The 19,993-nt window shown below is 70.4% G+C and carries 15 protein-coding genes and 3 pseudogenes; 5 read left to right on the forward strand and 13 right to left on the reverse strand.

What is annotated here, in order from left to right; translation table 11 throughout:
* Window positions 1-51: 51 nt before the first annotated feature.
* The 7 genes from ACZ7M2_RS39345 to ACZ7M2_RS39375 form a co-directional block, all read right to left on the reverse strand.
* On the reverse strand, window positions 52-1,602 hold the full coding sequence (locus ACZ7M2_RS39345) for an acyl-CoA synthetase (protein ID WP_471599361.1): 1,551 nt from the start codon (window positions 1,600-1,602) through the stop codon (window positions 52-54).
* A complete protein-coding gene (locus ACZ7M2_RS39350; protein ID WP_471599362.1) occupies window positions 1,599-2,711 on the reverse strand; it encodes an NAD(P)H-dependent flavin oxidoreductase in 1,113 nt (370 codons plus the stop codon). Before ACZ7M2_RS39350 ends, ACZ7M2_RS39345 begins: the two co-directional genes overlap by 4 nt.
* Window positions 2,712-2,838: 127 nt before the next feature.
* Entirely contained in the window at window positions 2,839-4,398 is a 1,560-nt protein-coding gene (locus ACZ7M2_RS39355; protein ID WP_471599363.1) for a phytoene desaturase family protein, read from the reverse strand.
* A 185-nt stretch (window positions 4,399-4,583) separates the two neighbouring features.
* Window positions 4,584-6,860, reverse strand: a complete 2,277-nt coding sequence (locus tag ACZ7M2_RS39360; protein WP_471599364.1) for a serine/threonine-protein kinase — start codon at window positions 6,858-6,860, stop codon at window positions 4,584-4,586.
* A gap of 62 nt (window positions 6,861-6,922) precedes the next feature.
* Window positions 6,923-7,816 (reverse strand): oxygenase MpaB family protein, encoded by an 894-nt coding sequence (locus ACZ7M2_RS39365; RefSeq protein WP_471599365.1) that lies wholly within the window; start codon window positions 7,814-7,816, stop codon window positions 6,923-6,925.
* 465 nt (window positions 7,817-8,281) lie between these two features.
* Window positions 8,282-8,644, reverse strand: a complete 363-nt coding sequence (locus tag ACZ7M2_RS39370; RefSeq protein WP_471599366.1) for a hypothetical protein — start codon at window positions 8,642-8,644, stop codon at window positions 8,282-8,284.
* Window positions 8,645-8,945: 301 nt separating this feature from the next.
* Window positions 8,946-9,614, reverse strand: a complete 669-nt coding sequence (locus ACZ7M2_RS39375; RefSeq protein ID WP_471599367.1) for an NAD(P)-dependent oxidoreductase — start codon at window positions 9,612-9,614, stop codon at window positions 8,946-8,948.
* Between the two features lie 497 nt (window positions 9,615-10,111).
* Here ACZ7M2_RS39375 and ACZ7M2_RS39380 point away from each other — a divergent pair, with 497 nt between their 5' ends.
* On the forward strand, window positions 10,112-11,071 hold the full coding sequence (locus ACZ7M2_RS39380; protein WP_471599368.1) for an MBL fold metallo-hydrolase: 960 nt from the start codon (window positions 10,112-10,114) through the stop codon (window positions 11,069-11,071).
* A gap of 18 nt (window positions 11,072-11,089) precedes the next feature.
* Here ACZ7M2_RS39380 and ACZ7M2_RS39385 read toward each other — a convergent pair whose 3' ends face one another.
* Window positions 11,090-11,419 (reverse strand): hypothetical protein, encoded by a 330-nt coding sequence (locus tag ACZ7M2_RS39385; RefSeq protein ID WP_471599369.1) that lies wholly within the window; start codon window positions 11,417-11,419, stop codon window positions 11,090-11,092.
* A gap of 322 nt (window positions 11,420-11,741) precedes the next feature.
* On the opposite strand from ACZ7M2_RS39385, the gene ACZ7M2_RS39390 reads away from it, so the two are divergent.
* Window positions 11,742-12,527 carry an MBL fold metallo-hydrolase gene (locus ACZ7M2_RS39390; protein WP_471599370.1) on the forward strand — a complete coding sequence of 262 codons (786 nt, stop codon included), beginning with the start codon at window positions 11,742-11,744 and terminating at the stop codon, window positions 12,525-12,527.
* Between the two features lie 463 nt (window positions 12,528-12,990).
* On the opposite strand, the gene ACZ7M2_RS39395 is transcribed toward ACZ7M2_RS39390, so the two are convergent.
* On the reverse strand, window positions 12,991-13,650 hold the full coding sequence (locus ACZ7M2_RS39395) for a TetR/AcrR family transcriptional regulator C-terminal domain-containing protein (RefSeq protein WP_471599371.1): 660 nt from the start codon (window positions 13,648-13,650) through the stop codon (window positions 12,991-12,993).
* A gap of 415 nt (window positions 13,651-14,065) precedes the next feature.
* Here ACZ7M2_RS39395 and ACZ7M2_RS39400 point away from each other — a divergent pair, with 415 nt between their 5' ends.
* Window positions 14,066-15,514 carry an ArnT family glycosyltransferase gene (locus ACZ7M2_RS39400; protein ID WP_471599372.1) on the forward strand — a complete coding sequence of 483 codons (1,449 nt, stop codon included), beginning with the start codon at window positions 14,066-14,068 and terminating at the stop codon, window positions 15,512-15,514.
* 235 nt (window positions 15,515-15,749) lie between these two features.
* Window positions 15,750-16,049 (forward strand): VOC family protein, encoded by a 300-nt coding sequence (locus ACZ7M2_RS39405; RefSeq protein ID WP_471599373.1) that lies wholly within the window; start codon window positions 15,750-15,752, stop codon window positions 16,047-16,049.
* A gap of 449 nt (window positions 16,050-16,498) precedes the next feature.
* Here ACZ7M2_RS39405 and ACZ7M2_RS39410 read toward each other — a convergent pair whose 3' ends face one another.
* From ACZ7M2_RS39410 to ACZ7M2_RS39420, 3 genes and pseudogenes are all read right to left on the reverse strand, one after another.
* Window positions 16,499-17,311 (reverse strand): maleylpyruvate isomerase family mycothiol-dependent enzyme, encoded by an 813-nt coding sequence (locus tag ACZ7M2_RS39410; RefSeq protein ID WP_471599374.1) that lies wholly within the window; start codon window positions 17,309-17,311, stop codon window positions 16,499-16,501.
* Window positions 17,312-17,612: 301 nt separating this feature from the next.
* Window positions 17,613-18,083: pseudogene (locus ACZ7M2_RS39415) on the reverse strand (transposase); the annotation flags it as partial.
* A pseudogene (locus ACZ7M2_RS39420) lies at window positions 17,972-18,208 on the reverse strand (MHYT domain-containing protein); the annotation flags it as partial. The pseudogenes ACZ7M2_RS39415 and ACZ7M2_RS39420, both read right to left, overlap by 112 nt.
* A 146-nt stretch (window positions 18,209-18,354) precedes the next feature.
* Here ACZ7M2_RS39420 and ACZ7M2_RS39425 point away from each other — a divergent pair.
* Window positions 18,355-18,959: pseudogene (locus tag ACZ7M2_RS39425) on the forward strand (RNA-guided endonuclease InsQ/TnpB family protein); the annotation flags it as partial.
* Window positions 18,960-19,149: 190 nt separating this feature from the next.
* On the opposite strand, the gene ACZ7M2_RS39430 reads toward ACZ7M2_RS39425, so the two are convergent.
* Window positions 19,150-19,845 carry a TetR/AcrR family transcriptional regulator C-terminal domain-containing protein gene (locus tag ACZ7M2_RS39430; protein WP_471599375.1) on the reverse strand — a complete coding sequence of 232 codons (696 nt, stop codon included), beginning with the start codon at window positions 19,843-19,845 and terminating at the stop codon, window positions 19,150-19,152.
* Window positions 19,846-19,993: the final 148 nt, after the last annotated feature.

The raw sequence follows: 19,993 nt of genomic DNA on the forward strand, positions 1-19,993 counted from the left end.
TGGTCCCTGCCCGTGCGGGCGGGGACCACCCCGGTCACAGCCCCTCCGCTGTCACACCGCTCGCGTACGGCCCTCCCAGTAGGGATCCCGCAGGCGCCGCTTGTACAGCTTCCCGTTCGGGTCGCGCGGCATCGACTCGATGAAGTCGACGCTCTTGGGGCGCTTGTACCCGGCGAGCAGGCGCTCGCAGTGGCCGAGGATGTCGGCGGCGAGGTCCGGGCCGGGCTCGTGGCCAGGGGCGGGCTCCACGACGGCCTTGACCTCCTCGCCCCAGTCGTCGTGCGGGATGCCGAAGGCGGCCGCGTCGGCGACGGCGGGGTGGGAGAGCAGCGCGGCCTCGATCTCGGCCGGGTAGATGTTGACCCCGCCCGAGATGATCATGTCGATCTTGCGGTCACGGAGGAAGAGATAGCCGTCCTCGTCGAGACAGCCCAGGTCACCGACGGTGAAGAAGTCGCCGATGCGGTTCTTCTTCGTCTTGCTCTCGTCCTTGTGGTACGAGAATCCGCCGGTGCTCATCTTCATGTAGACGGTGCCGAGTTCACCGGGCGGCAGCCGGTTGCCGTCGTCGTCGAAGACGGCGAGTTCGCTGATGGGCCAGGCCTTGCCGACCGTGCCGGGCTTCTTCAGCCAGTCCTCGGTGGTCGCGAAGGCGCCACCGCCCTCACTGGCCGCGTAGTACTCCTCGACGCTGTGGCCCCACCACTCGATCATGGCCCGTTTCACATGGTCGGGGCACGGGGCGGCGCCGTGGATGGCGTGCCGCATCGAGGAGACGTCGTAGCGCGCCTTCACCTCGTCGGGGAGTGCCAGCAGCCGGTGGAACTGGGTCGGGACCATGTGGGTGTGGGTGCAGGCGTGGGCGTCGATGGCGCGGAGCATCTCCTCGGGCGTCCACTTGTCCATCAGCACCAGACGGTGACCGATGTGCAGGGAGGCGCCCGCGAACTGGAGTACCGCGGTGTGGTAGAGCGGCGAGCAGACCAGGTGCACGTTGTCGTCGTACGGCCTGATGCCGAAGATGCCGAGGAAGCCGCCGAGGTAGGACTCCTCGGGGAGCTTGCCGGGCAGCGGGCGCCGGATGCCGCGGGGGCGGCCCGTGGTGCCCGAGGTGTAGTTCATGACCCAGCCGAGGGTGCGGTCGGCGGGCGCCGAGTCGGGCTGTGCGTCGAGGAGTTCGGCGTACGGCCGGAAGCCCGCCACCGTGCCCACCGCGTACCGCTGCGCGGCGGGAAGCTTCGCCTCGTCGGCGGCGTGGCGGGCGGCGTCGGCGAACCGTTCGTGGGCGATCAGCACCTTGGCGCCCGAGTCGGAGACGATCCAGGCGATCTCGGGGCCGACGAGGTGGTGGTTGACCGGCACCAGGTAGAGGCCCGCCTGGGAGGCGGCGAGGTAGGCGACGAAGAACTCGACGCCGTTGGGCAGGACGACCGCGAAGGCGTCGCCGCGTTCGAGTCCCGCGGCGCGCAGACCGTGGACGAGTCGATTGGCCGCGGCGTGCAGCCGGCCCGCGGTCCACTCGTCCCCGTCCGGGGTGATGAGGACCGTCCTTCCGGGGTCGGCGGTGGCCTGGGCCCAGAAGCCGTTGGGTGAGGTGCTCATGACTGTTCTCCCCTTCCCGCGATCCGGTTGACGCGCTCGACGGCCCGCTCGAAGCCGCTCGTCAGGTCGTCGAAGACGGCTTGGACACTGCGCTCGCTGTTCATCCGGCCGACGATCTGCCCGACCGGCGTCCCGAGCAGCGGTTCCACCTCGTACTTCTGGATCCGGGAGACCGCCTCGGCCACCAGCAGCCCCTGGAGCGGCATGGGGAGCGTGCCGGGGCCGTTCGGGTCGTCCCAGGCGTCGGTCCACTCGGTGCGCAACTGGCGCGCGGGCTTGCCGGTCAGCGCGCGCGAGCGGACGGTGTCTCCGGACCCGGCGGCGAGCAGCTTGCGGGTCACGGCGGGCGCGTGCATGTCCGCTTCCGTGACGGTCAGCCACAGGGAGCCGAGCCACACCCCCTGGGCGCCGAGGCTGAGTGCGGCGGCCACCTGCTGTCCGCTGCCGATGCCGCCCGCCGCCAGTACGGGCAGCGGGTCGACGGCGTCGACGACTTCGGGGGTGAGCACCATCGAGGCGATCTCGCCGGTGTGGCCGCCCGCCTCGTAGCCCTGCGCCACGACGACGTCGATGCCCGCCTCGGCGTGTTTGCGCGCGTGCCGGGCGCTGCCCGCGAGGGCCGCGACGAGCACCCCGCGCTCGTGGGCGCGTTCGACGACGTCGGCGGGTGGTGAGCCCAGCGCGTTGGCGAGCAGTTTGATCGGATAGTCGAAGGCGACGTCGAGCTGGGTGCGGGCGACCTGTTCCATCCAGCCGGTGATGCGCCAGCCGGACGCCTCACCCTCGGCGAGTTCGGGCACGCCGTACTTGGCGAGGGTGTCCTTGACGTACTGCCGGTGCCCCTCCGGGATCATCGCCTCGACGTCGGCCTCCGTCACCCCCTCGACCTTCTTGGCGGGCATGACGACGTCCAGGCCGTACGGTTTGCCGTCGACGTTCGCCTCGATCCAGTCGAGGTCGCGTTTGAGGTCCTCGGGTGCGGTGTAGCGGACCGCGCCGAGCACACCGAATCCGCCCGCGCGACTGATGGCCGCGGCGACGGCGGGAAACGGCGTGAAGCCGAAAATGGCGTGCTCGACTCCCAGTTTCTTGCTCAGCTCCGTCTGCATGGCCGCAGAATGCCGCAGTCCTCCGGACGAGGGAAGGCCTATTCTGATGCTCCGTCAGATTTCTGGCCGGTCCCTCGACGAAGTTCCAGCACTCGCCGCGCCGGCGGCACACGACCGACCGGCGGAGCTAGTCGTTCGCGCCCTCCAGTACGGCCATGGCCGCGTTGTGCCCGGGCACCCCGCTCACGCCCCCGCCGCGCACCGCGCCCGCCCCGCACAGCAGGACGTTCGCGTGCCGGGTCTCGACGCCCCAGCGACCCGTCCCCTCCTGGACGTACGGGAAGGCGAGGTCACGGTGGAAGATGTTGCCGCCGGGCAGCCGCAGGTCGCGCTCCAGGTCGAGCGGGGTCTTCGCCTCGATGCAGGGGCGGCCGTCCGCGTCGGTGGCCAGGCAGTCGGCGAGGGGTTCGGCAAGGTGCGCCTCCAGCTGCGCCAGCGTCGACTTCAGCAGCTCCGCCCGTACGGCGTCGTTGTCCCGCTCGAACAGCCGGGCGGGTGTGTGGAGGCCGAAGAGAGTGAGGGTCTGATAGCCCTGCTCGACCAGGTCCTGGCCGAGGATGCTCGGGTCGGTGAGGGAGTGGCAGTAGATCTCGGAGGGCGGCGCGGTGGGCAGTTCGCCGGACGCGGCCTGCGCGTGGGCGGTCGCCAACTGCTCGTAACCCTCGGCGATGTGGAAGGTGCCGGAGAACGCCTCGCGCGCGTCGACCGAGGTGTCGCGCAGCCTCGGCAGCCGCTTGAGCAGCATGTTGACCTTCAGCTGGGCGCCCTCGGCGGGGGTGGGCGGTTCGTCTCCGGTGAGGTGTGCGAGTTCCTGCGGCGAGGCGTTCACGAGGACGTGCCGGGCCGCGGCGACGCCCTCGCCGTCCGCGGTGCGGTAGGTGACCTCGGCGGCCCGTCCGTCGGTCTGGATGCGCACCGCCTCGTGGCCGGTGGCGATCACCGCGCCCGCGGCGCGCGCCGCCGCGGCGATCGCGTCGGTGAGGGCGCCCATGCCGCCGACCGGTACGTCCCAGGCGCCGGTGCCGCCGCCGATCACGTGGTAGAGGAAGCAGCGGTTCTGGCGCAGGGACGGGTCGTGGGCGTCCGCGAACGTCCCGATGAGCGCGTCGGTGAGGACGACACCGCGTACGAGGTCGTCGGCGAAGTTCTCCTCCACCGCTACGCCGACCGGCTCCTCGAAGAGGACCCGCCAGGCCTCCTCGTCGTCGATGCGGGCGCGGAGTTCCTCGCGGGTGGGGAGCGGTTCGGTGAGTGTCGGGAAGACCCGCTGGGCGACCTGGCCGGTCATGCCGTAGAAGCGCTGCCACGCCTCGTACTCGCGGTCCGAGCCGGTCAGCCGCGCGAAGGCCTCGCGGGTGCGACGCTCGCCACCGCCGACGAGCAGGCCGGTGGGCCGTCCGCCGCGTTCGACGGGCGTGTACGACGACACCGTGCGGCCACGCACGCGGAAGTCGAGGCTCAGATCCCGCACGATCTTCCGGGGCAGCAGACTGACCAGGTAGGAGTAGCGCGACAGCCGGGCGTCGACTCCGGCGAACGGCCGGGTGGACACGGCGGCGCCGCCGGTGCTCCCCAGGCGCTCGAGCACCAGCACGGACCGGCCGGCCCGGGCCAGGTAGGCGGCGGCGACGAGTCCGTTGTGGCCCCCGCCGACGATCACGACGTCGTATCCCTCGTGTGCAGGCATGGTTCTTCGTAGCACGCGATGATCTAGAACGGCCAGAGGTACGCGGCACCCGGCGGGCGTCCGGACGGGGCACGAGCACGGGCACCCGCCCCGGCGTGGCCTTCGGCGCTGTCGGCCACGACACCGCCGTATGGCCGGTGCCGCCCCTCGGACAGGGCGAGCACATCACCCGCACGCGGAGCCCCTCAGCCTCCCCGTGCCGCCCGCTGCTGGCGCAACGCGGCCACTCTGCGGTACAGCTCCACCGCCTCCTGGCCCCGACCCAGTTGCTCCAGGCAGTGTGCCTCGTCGTTGCGGCTGGCCAGGGCGTCGGGGTGGTCGGCGCCGAGGACGCGTTCGCGGGCGGTGGCGACGCCCCGGTACTCGGTGAGGGCGTCGGACCAGCGGCCCAGCCAGCCGAGGCCGACCGCGACCTCGCGGCGGCTGACGAGGGTGTCCGGGTGGTCGGGGCCGAGCACGCGCTCGCGGATGGCCCACACGTCACGGGACTCGGCGAGCGCCTCCTCCCAGCGCCCCATCCGGCCCAGGTTGACGCCGAGGCCGTGCCGGGCTCGGAGTGTCTCGGGGTGGGCGGGGCCGTGCACCCGGGTGCGGTCGTCGATCAGGTCCCGGTACAGCTCCAGGGCCTGCGCGCTGCGGCCGAGCCGGCCGAGGCTGATGCCGACCTCGTAGCGGGCGGAGAGGGTGTCCGGGTGGTCGGGGCCGAGGGCCTGGGTCCGCGCCTCGGCGACTTCCCGGTAGGTCTGCAACGCCTCCGGCCAGTGGCCCAACTGACCGAGTGCGTACGCGACTTCGTACCGTGTCACGAGCGTGTCGGGGTGGTTCGCACCGAGCACCCGGGTCCGCGCGGCGGCGACCTCGCTCGCCATCCGGTACGAGTCCTCCAGGCGGCCCAGCCTGCTCAGGTTGAAGGCCAGGTTGTGGCGGCAGCGCAGGGTGTCGGGATGGTCCGGGCCCATGGCGCGCTCCCGGACGGCGAGCACCGCGGTGTACGCCTGGTGCGCCTCGAAGTGACGGCCCAACTGGCCCAGTACGTACGCCATTTCCTGACGCGCGGCCAGGGTGTCGGGATGGTCGGGGCCGAGCGCCCGCTCCCTGCCCCGGGCGACCCGCGCGTACTCGCGCAGCGCTTCGGCGGCGCGTCCGGTGCGGCTGAGGGTGAAGCCGACCTCGTAGCGGCTGGCGAGGGTGTCGGGGTGGTCGGGGCCGAGGACGTGCTCGCGTTCGGCGGCGACCGCGCGGTGCACCTCGCCCGCCTCGGTCCATCGGCCGAGCCTCCCGAGGCTCAGTCCGGCGTTGTGCCGGCCCGTCAGGGTGGTGAGCAACTCCGGTGAGGGGGTCGGGCGTTCGACGTGCTCCGGCAGCTCCGGTGCGGACGTGCTCGGGCGCGCCGTCCATTCGCCGGTCAGGCCCGCCGCCGCGTCCGGCGGGGCGCCGCCCAGTCCGGCTCCGGTCGCCTTGTGACCGGTGGTCATGCCCCGGGTCCAGGAGGGCAGCCGGGGTTCACGCGAGGAAGTGGGTGCGGGAGCCCTCGTCGACGGCTCCAACATGCGCCGCTCGCCGGCGGGACGGCCGACCGCGGGGGACACGACCGTCGGGACGTACACCGGAGTCGTACGCCCCGTGCCGATCCGCCGGCCGAGCTCGCGCGCGTCCTGCGGGCGGCTCTCCGGCTCTTTGGCCAGCAGATCCAGGATGATCCGCTCGAAGTACTCGGGGAGCTCGGCGCGGTGGTGGCGCGGCGGTTCGGGAGGCGTGTCACGGTGGCCGACGAGGATCGCCCACGCGTCGTCCAGGTCGAACGGCGGTGCCCCGGTGGCGATTTCGTAGAGCACACATCCGAAGGAGTACAGATCACTGCGCTGGTCGACCTGGGCACCGCTGATCTGCTCCGGCGACATGTAGTGCGGGGTGCCCATGGCGATGCCGGTGCCGGTCAGCCGGGCCGTGAAGCCGATGTCGTGGCCGAGGCGCGCGATGCCGAAGTCGCAGATCTTCACCGTGCCGTCGGCCAGCCGCATGATGTTGGCGGGCTTCAGATCGCGGTGCACGATGCCCTGTTGGTGGGTGTAGGCGAGGGCCCCGGACACCTGGTCGGCGATGTCGACGACATCGGCGACGGGGAGCGGATGCTGCTTGTTGTCCTCCAGGAGCTGGCTGAGGTTGCGGCCCTCCAGCAGCTCCATGACCAGGTACAGCACGCCCTCCGACTCACCGAAGTCGTGCACCACGGTCACCCCGCGGTGCTGCAGCGCGGCGGCCACCCGGGCCTCGCGCCGGAATCTCTCCCGCAGCACACCGGTGAACGACTGATCGTGGTGCGGGCCGAGCGGTTTGAGGCACTTCACGGCCACCTGCCGCCCCAGCGACTCGTCGCGGGCGCGCCACACCTCACCCATACCTCCCCGCCCGATCAGATCGAGCAGTCGGTACCGGCTCTGGATCAGCCTGGTCTCCGCCATCTCGTGCGATCGCCCCCGTCGCTGCTCGCCGCGCCCTCCCCTGGCCCGTCCAGTATGGCGAGTTATCTGCCGACTTTGTACGGTGCCGGTCGGGAGCCGGGGCCGAGCCGCGCCATGGCCCGCAGAATGTGTTTGGGCGGGAGTTGCCAGCGAAGACGTGCGGGAACGCAGCGCAGCGCGGTGCCCGTGACACGCAGGCGCCGGGTCACCGTCGAGGGGGCCGGTGCGGGTCGGCCGTACAGCTCGTGGGCGTACGGCGGCAGGGCGGCGTACGCCAGTTGCGCCACGCGCCGCCACAGCAGGGCGCGCGCCGGGACGAGCAGCGGGTGGGTCGGCGGGCGCGACAGGAAGTCGTCCACGTCCCGTGCCTCGGGCCCGGCGGCGAGCTCCGGCAGCACTTTCTCGAAGTAGGCGGCCAGCTCCGCCCGATTCGCCGGTACGTCGGCGGGGTCGAGGCCGACCAGGCGTGCGCTGACCCGGTGTTCGTCGATGTACCGGTCGGCGTGCGCGTCCGTCATCGGGAACCCCGAGCAGCGCAGGACGTGCAGATAGGAGTCGATCTCGGCGCAGTGCACCCACAGCAGCAGCTCCGGCTCGTCGATCCGGTACCGCTCCCCCGTGTCCGGGTCGGTGGCCCTGAGCAGGGTGTGGATCTTCCGGACCCGGGCACCGGCCTTCTCGGCGGCCTCGGTGGTGCCGTACGTCGCCGTGCCGACGAAGTTCGCGGTGCGCATCAGCCGGCCCCAGGCGTCGCGCCGGAAGTCGGAGTTCTGCAGGACGCCCCGGACCGCGCGGGGGTGCAGGGCCTGGAGGTAGAGCGCGCGGATCCCGGCGACCCACATCATGGGATCACCGTGCATCTGCCAGGTCACCGAGGAGGGTCCGAACAGTCCCTGGTCACCCGTGCGAAGCGCGTCCACCCTGTCAGTGTGACTCCTGGAGCCGCGGGAAACCATGCCGCATTCCGACCGGAGCGGGCCGCCGCCCACCCGCCATGCTCCGGGGGCCAGGGACACCTGGTTGAAGTAGTTGCCCCTGTTGTCCGGCAGGAGGGGAACAGCGGGACCGAGCGCACCTCCGACGGCCAGCGGGATGGAAACTGGCCGACGAGTCGTCCCTCCACCGGGGTGGGACACTGCTGAACCGGGGCACAGTGCCGTCACCGCCGAAGTCCTCACCTCGCTGCCGCCGGGCGAAGCGGATCCCGTCCCTGCCCACTACGACGCTCACCTGCCCGTCAAGGTCGGGAATGCACCGCTCGGCCGGACTCGCGGGCTCACCGTCCTCGTCGGTGGTGACGCACCGATACGTGGGGAGCAGTTCGGCCACGGAGGGAAAAGTCTGCGCCACGACTCGCAGTCGCTCATTGAACTCGCCCCATGCGGGAGGCAGCAGACGGCCGGTCAGTACGCGGACCGCCTTCATCGGAGTGCCCGGTCGTCCACGGCGTGGCGTTTCGGGCGGACGTTGATCGGCCGTGCCGTCAGGAGCAGTACCGGCAGCTCGGCAGTCACGGTCCCGATGACCTCACAGCCCGCAACGAGCCACATCACACCAGGGACTTCGCGCCACTGACCGGCCTGCCGGCCCAAGGCAAGAGACGCATCCCCCAGCACGCCGACACGCGAACCATCAGGGACGCCATCCGCAAGCTCGACACCGTGCGCGCCGGCGAGACCATCGGCGACGTTCTGGACCTCATCGTCGTGATCGACGACTCCGTCCGGACCATGTACGGCATCGGCAAAATGCTCGCCGGCACCGACGAACCCGACCGCGCCCAACGGTCACCCGACCTCTTCCACGTCTGCTGCTCACGAACCCGACGCGGCCTGGCCGCAGCCTCGTCAACAACCTCCCGGACGGAGCCGAATCCACAGCTCGCGACTGGTTCGCTGCGGGCACGGCGCATCCATGAACCACCCCGGACGCCGTCCCTCGCAACCACCTGGCTACGATGCGACCTCAGCCGCCGCATGGTCGAAGCCCCGCTCGTGCGACGGTCCCAGGGTGCCCCTCCTTCCACTCGATTCGATCGGCAGGGATTCCCACCGACCGCGCGTAACGCCCCCACGAACACCCCTCTCAGGCCGCGTGTTCCTGCGGCTTCCACCCCTTCTCGGTCGTGACCAGCACCCGCTGCCCGGCGAGGCCGCGGTCGCCGACGATCTCGACGAGGGCGCGCGCGACGTTCGTGAACGGGAGGGTGGGCAGGCCGGGGACCTTGGCGACCCGATCGAGGCGCTTGACCGTGGCGGCGGGTGCGGCGGGGGCCTCCTTGAGGTTGACCGGGTGGACGATCGTCCAGTTCAGGCCGCTCACGGGCAGACTCTTCTCCGAGAGCTCCTTGTCCTTGAAGATCGCGGCGACGACCGTGCGGTAGACCAGCCGTGCGAGGAACGACGCCTTCGCCGCCGTGTCCCCGACCCCGAACGCGGAGACGAGCACGAACCTCTCGACACCGGCGTCCTGCGCCGCGGCGGTGACGACCGGCAGGGTGCGCTGCATCAGGTCGATGGGCTTCTTCGCACGCAGGGCGACCCCGACGGCCGAGATCACGGCGTCGCTGCCGGCGAATGCCTTCGCCATGGCGGCCCGGTCGTCGAGGGAACCCCGCACGACGGTCAGCCCCGACCGCGGCTGCATCGCGTCGGGGTTGCGGACGTAGGCCACGACCTCGTGCCCTCGGGACAGCCCCTCCTTCACCACGTGTGAGCCGATGTTGCCGGTGGCACCCAGTACGACGATCTTCATGATTCTTCTCCTCCTCCGGAGGACCTACCCGGCCCTTTTACTTCGAATTCGATGCATGAGCCTGCAACAGCCGGCCGAACAGCAGTTGAGCGACGAGGGCCAACCTCAGTCGCATCCAGCTCCGCGCCCTGATCCAGCCCGTCGAGCCCCGCGACAAGAGCCTGCGCATGGCCAATCGCTCCGACCTCGCTCAACCTTGGACAGACTTACGGCATAAGCATTCCGCCGTGCCCACCTTACGGCATAAGTCATCGACTTCGGATCGGAGCCCTTACGGCGCTGCGGATTCGGTTCCGAGGGGGCTGCGGCCATCCGGCCGGACAGACGGATACGTCGACCGACGGTCTGCCGGTGCGGCAACGGCCGCCGACCAGGAGCTCGCGGAGGCGGTCGAGCAGATCATCGGCCACGGCGAGCACCGGCAGGTCATCATCTACATGGTCCGGCCGGTCGCTTGAGCGAGGAAGGCGAGGGGGAGACATGGATGAGAGAGGGGCATGGACATAGTCGACAAACGCCGCAAACCGGGCATGACAGCTGTGCTGCGAGGCCTTCGGGCACCCGGCCTCGCCCCCTGGACGTACCTGTACGAGCCACCGGCGCCGCTTCGGCCGGGGACGCCACACACCGTGTTCCTCGGCGTGTCCACGATCCTGATCGGCGATGGTGACACCGCGATCCTCACCGACGGGTTCTTCAGCCGTCCTGGACTGCTGCGCGTGCGGTTCGGCCGGGTGCGACCGGACCGCGCTCGCATCACCGCGGCCCTGCGCCGGGCCGGTATCGATCACCTCGACGCCGTGTTCGTCGTCCACTCGCACTACGACCACGCCCTGGACGCCCCCGAGGTGGCCGCGGCCACCGGCGCTCGTCTCATCGGCTCCGCCTCGACCCGCAACATCGCCGCCGGGCACGGCTTCCCCGACGATCGTTTCCAACTGGCCGTCACCGGCGAGCCGTTCACGATCGGGCGCTTCACACTCACCGCCCTGCCCGCCCGGCACAGCCCGGGCGACCTGGCCCCCGGCCTGATCGACCGCCCCCTGAGCCCTCCGGTCCGCGCCACGGACTACCGGACCGGCGACTGCTACACCCTCCACGTCCGCCACGGCGAACGCGAACTCCTCGTCCACGCCAGCGCCCACAGCCTGCCCGGCGCTCTCGACGGCCACCGCGCCGACACCGTGTACCTGGGGATCGGCGCGCTCGGCAAGCAGGGCGAGGCATTCCGGGAGGAGTACTGGGACCGGCTGGTCACGCGTACGGGCGCCCGGCGCGTCGTGCCCGTTCACTGGGACGACTTCACCCGCCCCCTCGACCGGCCACTGCGGCCCTTCCCCGCCTTCTTCGACGATTTCACGGCCACCATGAGCTTCCTGACCCGCAAGGCCGAACACACGGGAGTCACCCTGGCCCTGCCCGTGGTGGGTCGACGGGCCGACCCCTGGCCGCCCTGACCCGCACGCTCCGGCGGCTCAACCCGCCGGGTCGACGCGGCGGCACACCCCGTCGACGAAGAGGTCCAGGCCGAACCCCATCTCGGCCTCGTGATCACAGAACGCCGGGTCGGTCGCCACGGCGGGCACGGCGGGCAACCCGCTCTTGACGAGGCCCCGCTCCCGACCGGCGACGGCACCCGGGATGGCGCCGCCGCAGGTCGGCGCCGAGCCGACGTAACGGGCGAGGGTCCCGATCAGGAAGGCGATGAAGGCCCGCAAGGCGTGCACGGCGGCGGCCCCCTCCAGGCCGGCCCGGGTCAGCACGCGCAGCGCGGCCTCGAGGGACCGGCATGGCGGCGGGGGCATTCACACGCCGGGGCAGAACCAGGGTCGCGGACTTGTCCGCGCCTTCCGCGTCGCCGCCCTGAAGTGTCCGCACTCCGTCCCGCCAGGACATGGCGTCCATGTCGGGATCTCGATGCCCTGCCGAATCGCGTCCGCCATGGCGTCCAGCACATCGGTCCTGTCGTCGACGTGGCCGTACGGTTGGCGCATTGACAGAACTTATGTCGTAAGTCTATTTTGAGGGAAGATGAACATACGCCGTAAGTGTCGGTCGGCGTCCACGCACGACCGCGGCTGGGCCGTTCAGCAGGCCCCCGCCCTCACACCTCCAAGGACACCCGCCATGAAAGTCCGCCACCTCAACTGCGGCACCATGCAGCCGCCCGGCGCCCGCCTCGTCTGCCATGTCCTGCTGATCGAGACGGCGAACGGCCTGGTCCTCGTCGACTCCGGCTACGGCCTCGACGACATCGCCGACCCCAAGCGGCGCGTGGGACCGGCACGCCACTTCGTCCGCCCGGTGTTCGACCCCGCCGAGACCGCCGCCCAGCAGGTCGAGAAGCTCGGATTCCGGCGGAACGACGTCCGCCACATCGTGCTCACCCACTTCGACGCCGACCACATCGGCGGCCTCTCCGACTTCCCTCACGCCCAGGTCCACCTCACCGCGGACGAAGCGCGCGGAGCCGTCCACTCCCCCTCCTGGCGGGAGCGGATCCGCTACAGCTCAGCGCAGTGGGCACACGGCCCGAAGCTCGTCGAGCACCGTCCCGACGGCGAGAAGTGGCGCGGGTTCGCGGCGGCCAAGGAACTCGACACGATCGCTCCCGGCATCGTCCTGATCGCTCTCCCCGGCCACACGCGCGGCCACGCCGCCGTGGCGGTCGACGCCGGTACGCGCTGGGTGCTGCACGCCGGTGACGCCTTCTACCACCACGGCACCCTCGACGGCCGCTCCCCCGTCCCCGTCTCCCTGCGCGGCATGGAGACCGTCGTCGGCTTCGACGTGAAAAGGGTCCGCGACAACCACGCCCGCCTCGCCGAGCTGTACCGGCGCGCCGATCCCGAACTCACGATCATCAGCGCCCACGACCCGATCCTGTACGAGAAGGCGCGCACGAGCGCGTAGCGAGGCGAAGCCTGCGTGATGAGCGCGCCCCCCGCTTCCACCAGCACCCACACTTCGTCGGCCTCGGCGGCGATCCGGCGCTGCACGAAACGCACGCCGTCCACCGGCGCCTCGTTGAAGACGGACCGCATGGACACCACTCCCGACTCGGCGAGCCCAAGGCGGCCGGCGATCGCCATGCATGGCGACCGCACCCCGGTGATCATGTTCGACGCGGGTACAGGGCTCGCTCCGTTCCGCGGACCCGACCGCACCGCGGGGAAGGACGCCGAGCGGAGTGCGGTGCCTGTGGGGTGATGCTCATGCCGCCGGCGCGGGAAGAAGCCGCCGGCTCGTTCAACCAGCCGCCCGTACACCGTCGGGAGCCGAAGCCGTACGGCGCGGCTCCCGGCGGGCCGGGCGATGGGCCAGGCACGTCGGGGCAGTCCGTGCCGCGGGTGAGGACGGCTCGGACCCACCAGGGTTACGAAACTGCTGCGGCGCGGCGGCGGACCGCGTCGAGGAGAAGCTCCAGGCCGAACTCCATCTCCGCTTCGTGGTCGATCACGGCCAGTTCGGCTGCCGCGGCGGCCACGGCGGACAGCCCGCTGTCGACGAGTTGCTGCTCGCGCATGGCGATCACACCCGGGATGGCGCCTGCGTACGTCGGCGCGAACCCCACCTCTCGCGAGAGCGTCCCGATCAGGAAGGCGATGAAGGCCCGCAGGACATGCACGGCGTCGGCACCTTCCAGGCCGGCGCGGTTCAGGAAACGCAGCGCGGACTCCACCACCGGCATGGCTGCGGGCGCGTTCAGGCGCCGGGTCAGCACCAGGGACGCGGAACGGGGATACTCCAGGGCGGCGGCACGGAAAGAGTGAGCGAGCGCTCGCAGCCCGTCCTCCCACGGTGTCTCGTCGGCCTCGGGGATCCGGATCCCTCTCAGGATCACGTCCGCCATGGCGTCCAGCACGTCGGCCTTGTCGTCGACATGGTTGTACAGCGACATGGTCCGCACCCCCACCGCCGCCGCGACCTTGTGGAGCGACAGCTTCTCCATGCCCTCCGTCTCGGCCACCACCAAGGCCTGACGCACAATCTCCTCCCTGGTCAGCGGCCCACGGCGGGTCATCCTCTGTGCCATCGCCCATCCCTTCGATCAGCGGTGCATACTCGCGCCACGTATCAACTTATCTCATAAGTTTCAAGCGCTACGAGGAGTACACGACACGCCAAGACCTGGAAAGCAACCAGAACCGCCGCCCGCGTCCGCGCGAGAACGGCGGATCACGGATCTCATCGCGCCATCGCAGGGTCTGCAACAGCAGCAGACCGCGGTACGGCCGGACTGATGGGGCTCGTCGAAAATCCCGCCCCGCGCTGAGGGACTCGCCAAACCTGCTCAGTTGATCTCCCACTTGGCGATCTGAGGTGGCCACCTTGGCCGCGCCGGTCGTGGATGCCAGACTGCGGCGGTGAACATTCGGGGGGATGGGCGGGTTGGTCCGCAACCGTTCGCGTTACGGCCGGTCGCGTTGGTGGCGGCTGTTCTCGCCACAGTGTTGATCGCGCTGTCTGGGCGGTACGGCTTTCATCGCGACGAGCTCTACTTCCTGCTCGCCGGCCGACATCCGGCCTGGGGCTACGTCGATCAGCCGCCGCTGACCCCGTTGCTCGCTCGGGCCGGTGCCGCCGTGTTCGGCGCGAGCCCGACCGGTCTGCGGGTCATACCCGCGCTGCTCTCCGCATGCTCCGTGGTGCTGACCGCCCTGATAGCCCGGGAGCTGGGAGCCGGCCGTGGCGGGCAGATTTTCGCGGCTGGGTGCTGTGCCTGCTCTGGATACGTCCTGGCCGTTGGCCACTTGCTCTCCACCAGTACCTTCGATCTGACCGCCGAGCTGGGCGTCCTGCTCCTGACACTCCGGCTGCTGCGGACCGGAGACGGGCGCTGGTGGCCGGCCCTGGGCGCGATGATCGGGGTGACGCTGCTGAACAAGCAGCTCGTCCTGTCGCTGCTCCTCGCACTGCTCCTCGCACTGCCGCTGAGTCTGCTGGTGGCCCGCCCCTGGCGCGAGCTCGCGCGGCGCCCCCGGCCCGGCAGCGCACGGCTGCTGCTCGGACCGCTGCTCGCGCTGTTCCTCGCGCTCCTCATCTGCGCACCTACGCTCTGGTGGCAGGCCACGCACGGCTGGCCCGAGCTGAAGGTGGCCCGGGTTCTCAGCCACATCCAAGGCGTGTCGGGACGGCTGCTGTTCCTGCCCCTCCAGTTGCTCCAGTTCTCCCCGATCCTCGTCCCAGTCGCGGTAGTGGGCCTGCGCCGGCTGCTCCGCGACGACGAGCTGCGCTGGGCCCGGCCGCTGGCACTCGCCTACCCGGTGCTCTGCGTCCTGGTGCTCGTCGGCGGCGGCAAGCCGTACTACCCGCTCCCGCTGCTGCTCGCCGTGACGGCGGCCGGCTGCGAACCCGTCGTCCGCCGTGCCCGCCGGTCCTGGCGAACCCTCACACCCCTCCTTCTCCTGGCGGCGGCCACCAGTGCCCTGGCCGCCCTGCCAGTGCTGCCGGTCTCGGCGGTCGCCGTGACCAACGCCGTCGACGTCGACCAGGGCGAGCAGGTCGGCTGGCCCCAGTTCGCCCGTGCCACCGCGGCCGCCTGGACCGCGATCCCCGCAGCACAGCGCGCCCACGCTGTCCTGCTCACCTCGAACTACGGAGAGGCGGGCGCCCTCGCCCGCTACGGGCCCGCCTACGGGCTCCCCCTCGCCTACTCCGGTCACATGAGCCTGTACGACTGGGGCCCGCCCCCGGACAGCTACGACGGCCCCGTCCTGTTGGTGGAACAGGCCGACGGTCAGCACCGCCTGGAACGGCCCTTCTCCAACTGCCGCACCGTTGGCCGGATCGACAACGGCCACGGCATCAGCAACCAGGAGCAGTACGCCGAGGTCGTGCTGTGCGAAGGCGCACACGAGCGGTGGTCCGCGCTCTGGCCGTCAGTGCGCCAGTACTGACCCGCCGTCAATCATCAGGGCCGGTCAACCGCCGGTCGGCGCATCCTCGCACGCGCTCCCCGATCCCCACCCTCCCCACACCCTTGACCACTTCATCAAGTGGGGGAACGAGAGCAGCCCTGGGGATTTACGCGGCTCTGTCCGCAGTTCCATGACAGCTGCCAGCGGGTGTCTGGTGGTTCCTTGCTGAGGGTCCGGGACCGATTGTCAGAGCCTCGTGGCACAGTGCGCGGTCATGAAAGTGCTGGGCTACGCCGATGAGGCGGGAGCCGACGGACCCGAGGATCCGCTTGTCGACCCGGGCGGGCAGGGCCCGGCGATCTGGTTCCAGCACATGGATCGGGCGCGCCCACAGCGTAACCGCATCCACTTCGACATCTGTGTTCCCCATGACGAGGCACTCCGGCGGATCAAGGCCGCGCTGGCCGCTAGCGGCCGACTGGTCTCCGCGACTCGTGCCCCCGCCTTCTGGGTGCTTGCCGACAAGGAGGGCAACGAAGCCTGTGTGACCACATGGCAGGGCCGAGACGGGTAGGACACGAACATCTGAACCAACCGGGAAGCCACTTCCAAAACAGGCCCTAGGTCGGCCGCCGCTAGCCCGCCATGGCGGGCGTGCTGGTGATGCGGCGATTCGAGTGCACCCGGTGCCACCCGTCGTCAGGCCAGCCGCGGCCGTTACACCCCGCCGGGGGCCGAAGACCGTTCTGGCAGTCTTCGACTCCCGGGCCACAGCCGGGCGAGGGCATCCGGGCTGCACAGGCCGGTCCATCGGCACGCACCCGGAAGCAGCTCGCCAACAACCGCCGCAACCTCGCCGCCGCAGGGTTCACCGAGATCGGGTGGCGCCGGCGATGAGAGGCGACGCGCTGGTTCCTGAGTGCGGACGGTGGGTCGGGCAAGCGGTTCGGGAACGAGTTCAAAGGGGAGCTGTTGGTCGTCGAATCCGTCGCCGCGCTCCACCAGCGCGCTCCTTGGCGCCGATCAGAAGGCTGTGTGGGCGAACCAGCAGTCGAGTGCCGTGACCTCGCCTGAGATGTCGAAGACGGTCTCCTGGTACGACCGCCGCCCGTAGAGCAGCAGGAGGAGGTCGGCCGACTGCCCCCGTACTGCCGCCTGCGCCTTGGACGGCGCGTCGCCGGCGCCCGCCCGCTTCAGCAGCCGGAAACCGTCCGGATCCAGCCGCACCCGCCACTCCTCGCCGGTTTCGCCGGCGGAGTCCGCGCACTGGAAGGCGATGGTCTCGCCGTTGCCGCGCAGCTTCGCCACGGCCGGGGCGAAGAGGCCCGCGTAGGGCAGGTTGACAAGGAACTCGTCAACCCCGTCCGCCGCCAGCGCGGGGTCGATGTCCGACCTCCGGCCGACGGCACGCTCCGCGTCCACCCGGTGCACCAGCGTTTCGAACAGCATCCGGCGGGCCCAGAACCGCGCGTGTTGGTCCTCACCCCACGCCCACATCACCGCCTGGGGATCCGTGGCCCGCAGCACGGCGGCCACTTGCGGTACGCCCGCTGCCACCCAGTCGGCATAATCCTGCGCACGTTCCGGCAGCCCCAGCTCCACGTCGCGACTGTGTGGAGGCTCCTGCACCAGCCGGGTCAGCAGCGTGCAGAACCAGCGCTGCAGCGCTCCCACGTGCCGGGTGAGCTCGGCCAGCGTCCAATTGGGGCAGGAGGGCACGGCGGTCGCGGGGTCCGCACCTTTGACCACCTCGGCAAACCGCAGGGTCTCCCGCTCTATCGCCTGCCGGTAGGTGTCGTAGGGCAGAGGATGCCCCGTCTGGCTCGTCGTCTCCATCTACCGCCGTCCTTCTGTCCGCAGCACGGATCTTGTCGTGATCAGTCTGGAGGCTGGAGTCCACTCGAAGGCAAATCCGAGGGCGTCGCGTCCCACAGACGAACGAGACCCGGTCCGGGTTGATGCCGTTGTCGTCGGCCAGACACATGATGACCCGCGTGAGGCAGTGGTGCACGACCAAGTGCGCCCAGACCTCCTGCCGCACGAGATCCGGGTCTCCCGAGCGCAGGACCTCGACCGGCCCGCGCTGGAACGTCTTGATCTGCCGGAACGCCGACTCCGCCTCCCACCTGGCATGGTAGAGCCCTGCCAACTCCGCCGCCGGATACGCAACCGGGTCCAACAGATCAGTCAACAGCCTGACCGCCTCGCCGCCGTCGACGCGGTACTCGATCACCCGGACCAGCACCCCGCCAGGATGCGCGCCCTTCTGCCCGCCCAGGTTCGTCCTCCCCAGGTACGTCCCGCCGGGCAGATACTCAACCGGCCGGTGCGCCACCGGCGAGCGAGCCCGGATCAGCAGATGGGCCCCGAATCCGAGATAGGCCGTCCATGACTCGACCCCGGGGAAGCCCCGGTCCATGATGACGAGCATCTTGCTCGCCGGGGTCGCCAGAGTGATCGCCAACTCCCGCTCACCGCCGTTGAATCCGCCCACCGCTGTGAGGTCGCGGCTTGGCCGGTGACGTGGACGGAGACCGCTGCCATGCCGGTGTAGTGCATACCGGTCTCCGCCAGCCCCATGACCAGGCTCGCGCCGAGACTGGACCACAGGCTGTGGATGGAGACCGCGGCCCACAGCGCCGTCGTGGCGGCCGCGACGGCGATGACGACGGACAGTGCCACCGTCTGCGTGTCGTAGTGGAGGTCACCCTTGGTGTGGATGGCGGCCATGCCACGGCGTCGAGGTCGGCCACCGTGCCGTTCACCGCTGATGGACACCGGACCGCGCCGCAGCGGTCAGCAGCCCGTTCCCGTCGTCTCTCCTCGGCTACCACCAGGTCACCACAACCCGACTCTCAGCCAAAGCCGGAGGGACGTGGTCGCGCAAGAAGTCGCGCAGGAGTGCGGAGTACACCACCAGCGCGTTCCGCTTTTGTGACGGAGCGCTGACACTGGCGAAGATGACCGAGCCGCTGGCCGTCGTGTGGTCGCGCCCGCTGCCCGAGGGAGTGAAGCCGTCCACTGTGACGGTCTCGCAGGACGCGGCGGGACGCTGGTTCGTCTCCCTGCTGTGCGAGGACCCGGCGTCAAGCCGCTGTCCGCGAGGGGGAATGCGGTCGGCATCGACGCCGGGCTGGAGCATCTTGTGACCCTGTCGACCGAGGAGAAGATCACCAACCCCCGGCACGAGCGCCGCGACCGTGCCGCTCTGGCCAGGGAGCAGCGTCGTCTTGCGAAGAAGGAGAAGGGCTCGGCGAACCGGGCCAAGGCCCGGCTGAAAGTCGCCAAGGTCCACGCACGGAACGCTGACCGGCGCCGCGACAGATTGCACAAGATCACCACTCGGCTCGTTCGTGAGAACCAAACGATCGTGATCGAGGACCTGACCGTGCGCAACATGGTCAAAAACCACCGGCTCGCCCGCGCCATCAGTGACGCGGCGTGGAGCGAGTTCCGGAGCATGCTGGAGTACAAAGCCCAGTAGCATCGGGAACCAGGACGAGGGCCAGGCGGGTCGCGCGGGACCGAAACAACGCGGCGGGCTCACCGACCGGCCCGGTACCGCACACCCCGGTACCGCACACAAGTGGCAGCAGGGCCGGGCGGCTCTCCGCAAGTGCGCCGCCTTCCACCTCCTGACGCCCGCACGTCTCCGGCGCCACCTGCGGGCGGGGTCACGGGCACGTGCCTCTCGGACCCCCGTCGTACGGCACCCCCACCCGCACCGCCAGACCGGCGACGAGCAGTTCGATGCCGTGCTCGAACTCGGCCTGGTGATCACTGACCGCGAGATAGGGGGCGGCGGCGGACAGGAGGGGATCACCCACGGCGGACATCTCGTCGACCCGCCGCTGGACCTGGTCCGGTTCGACCGTGCCCTCGGTGATGGCCGAGCCCAGTTCCCTCATGATCATGCCGACGATGAAACCGGCGAAACTCCGCACCACGTGAACGAGTTCCTGGGGTGGGAGACCGAGTTCGGGAAATCCGGCCAGGGCGCAACGGACGTTTTCCAGGGCCGCCGGTGACTGCGTGGGCCGGGTGAGCACGAGAGTGAACGCCTTGGGATGCCGCAGAGCCGCGGCCCGGAAGGCGGCAGCGTGCGCCCGAGCACGCTCCTGCCAGGTTCCCGCGTCGGCGCCGGACAGGTCCACCCCACCCAGCAACGCCTCCGCGACACCGTCCAGCAGGGCGTCCTTGCTCGGTACGTGGTTGTAGAGCGACATCACTTCGACGCCCAGCTCACCCGCGAGTTTCCGCAGGGAGAAGGAGTCCGGGCCGTCCCGGTCGATCGCCGCGAGGGCGGCGACGATGACCTTGTCCCGCGTCAGACCGAGCCGCCTGCCCCGGCCACTGCCCCGGACCTTCATCCAGCCGCCCTTCCTGCCCTTGACACAACTTATTCCATAAGTCTAGCTTGAGGAAACGGCGTACATACACCGTAAGTATGGAGAGCTCGCCACCTGCGCATCACCAGTCGAGCGCACTCCCCTTCCCCGTCTTTTCCACGTCGTAACG

It is taken from the genome of Streptomyces sp. NPDC111507 (assembly GCF_055638955.1).

Coding starts and splice junctions, on each gene's coding strand:
- ACZ7M2_RS39390 (WP_471599370.1), top strand. CDS start 11,742: ATGAAAGTCCGCCACCTCAACTGCGGCACCATGCAGCCGCCCGGCGCC.
- ACZ7M2_RS39430 (WP_471599375.1), bottom strand. CDS start 19,845: ATGAAGGTCCGGGGCAGTGGCCGGGGCAGGCGGCTCGGTCTGACGCGG.
- ACZ7M2_RS39365 (WP_471599365.1), bottom strand. CDS start 7,816: ATGGTTTCCCGCGGCTCCAGGAGTCACACTGACAGGGTGGACGCGCTT.
- ACZ7M2_RS39375 (WP_471599367.1), bottom strand. CDS start 9,614: ATGAAGATCGTCGTACTGGGTGCCACCGGCAACATCGGCTCACACGTG.
- ACZ7M2_RS39355 (WP_471599363.1), bottom strand. CDS start 4,398: ATGCCTGCACACGAGGGATACGACGTCGTGATCGTCGGCGGGGGCCAC.
- ACZ7M2_RS39380 (WP_471599368.1), top strand. CDS start 10,112: ATGGACATAGTCGACAAACGCCGCAAACCGGGCATGACAGCTGTGCTG.
- ACZ7M2_RS39350 (WP_471599362.1), bottom strand. CDS start 2,711: ATGCAGACGGAGCTGAGCAAGAAACTGGGAGTCGAGCACGCCATTTTC.
- ACZ7M2_RS39360 (WP_471599364.1), bottom strand. CDS start 6,860: ATGGCGGAGACCAGGCTGATCCAGAGCCGGTACCGACTGCTCGATCTG.
- ACZ7M2_RS39410 (WP_471599374.1), bottom strand. CDS start 17,311: ATGGAGACGACGAGCCAGACGGGGCATCCTCTGCCCTACGACACCTAC.
- ACZ7M2_RS39345 (WP_471599361.1), bottom strand. CDS start 1,602: ATGAGCACCTCACCCAACGGCTTCTGGGCCCAGGCCACCGCCGACCCC.
- ACZ7M2_RS39385 (WP_471599369.1), bottom strand. CDS start 11,419: ATGCCCCCGCCGCCATGCCGGTCCCTCGAGGCCGCGCTGCGCGTGCTG.
- ACZ7M2_RS39405 (WP_471599373.1), top strand. CDS start 15,750: ATGAAAGTGCTGGGCTACGCCGATGAGGCGGGAGCCGACGGACCCGAG.
- ACZ7M2_RS39395 (WP_471599371.1), bottom strand. CDS start 13,650: ATGGCACAGAGGATGACCCGCCGTGGGCCGCTGACCAGGGAGGAGATT.